1 protein-coding gene is annotated in these 1,000 nt (G+C 55.0%); it reads right to left on the bottom strand.

The window, feature by feature from the left end:
* Positions 1–893 (bottom strand): IS110 family RNA-guided transposase (locus tag ACI1P1_RS29685; protein WP_416220221.1); only part of this gene is annotated, 893 nt, incomplete at its 3' end.
* Positions 894–1,000 lie beyond the last annotated feature (107 nt).

Below are 1,000 nucleotides of genomic sequence, written 5' to 3'. Positions count from 1 at the left end.
CGGTAACTCCAGGCGGATTCGATGAGGCTCCGGCGAAGCCGGCCATTGCCTGCTTTGGTCATTCCCCCTCGGCGGGTGCTCAGTCCACTGGAGTGTTCTCGAGGCACCAGACCTAAATACGCCATCAGTTGGGCAGGAGAACGAAATCGGGCAAACGATCCGATTTCAGCGGCAAGGGTGATGGCCGTTAACAGCCCGACGCCGCGTAGGGACTGCAGCACTTGAATCAAGGGTGCCTTTGTTCCAGTGGCGGCTTGTTCCAGCAGGGCTTGCTCCAGGCGCTTGACCCGCTGCTCCACTTCCTCTAGCGCATGAAGCATTTCCGTAAACGCAACTTGCATCGAGACAAAGGGGAAGCTCAGTTGGCTCAACCACACGCGATACTTTTTCGTCCAGCGGCGCTTTAGGGTATCTGGCTGTTCGACTTGATAGCGCAACAGGAACTTCAAGATCCGTTGGCGATGACGATGCGCATCTTCCCGGGCCGACTCTCGAGCACGGACTAATTCACGCAGGGCCTCATCTTCGCGTTCCGGTACATAAACCGCCGTTAATTCGCCTGCCCGAAACAAGCGGGCTAACTGTTCGGCGTCTCGACGATCGGTCTTTACATGGTCACCGGGGCGTCGGGGCATAAGCGAAGGAGCGATGACAACGCAGTGCGCCCCCATAGCGTGAAGAAGACGATAGGTTTCGTAGCCGGTCGGACCAGCCTCATAACAAAAAGAAAGGGTTTCGGCTGGACCTAGAGTACGAATGAGCTTGCGTAGTGCTGCCGGCGTATGAGGAATGGTTCCCCAATACCGGGGGGCTTCTTGGCCGACTTCAGCAATGGCAACGGCGATGGTTTCTTTCGAGACATCCAAACCGATAAATTTTGTGGTAGAATGCATAGTAACAGCTCTCCTTTGCTATGTAGCTCTGAAATGGGTGGTGGTCACTTTCCATTTTAACCTACGACAGTAGCAATTTGGAGGGCTGCCCTTTGTTTACGTTCATC

Origin of the sequence: Paenibacillus mesotrionivorans, from assembly GCF_046098205.1 — a bacterium.
In the GTDB taxonomy this organism is placed as follows: domain Bacteria; phylum Bacillota; class Bacilli; order Paenibacillales; family NBRC-103111; genus Paenibacillus_AR; species Paenibacillus_AR mesotrionivorans.
The sequence above is the reverse complement of the archived record's forward strand: the minus strand, read 5'-3'. Positions and strand labels throughout refer to the sequence as shown.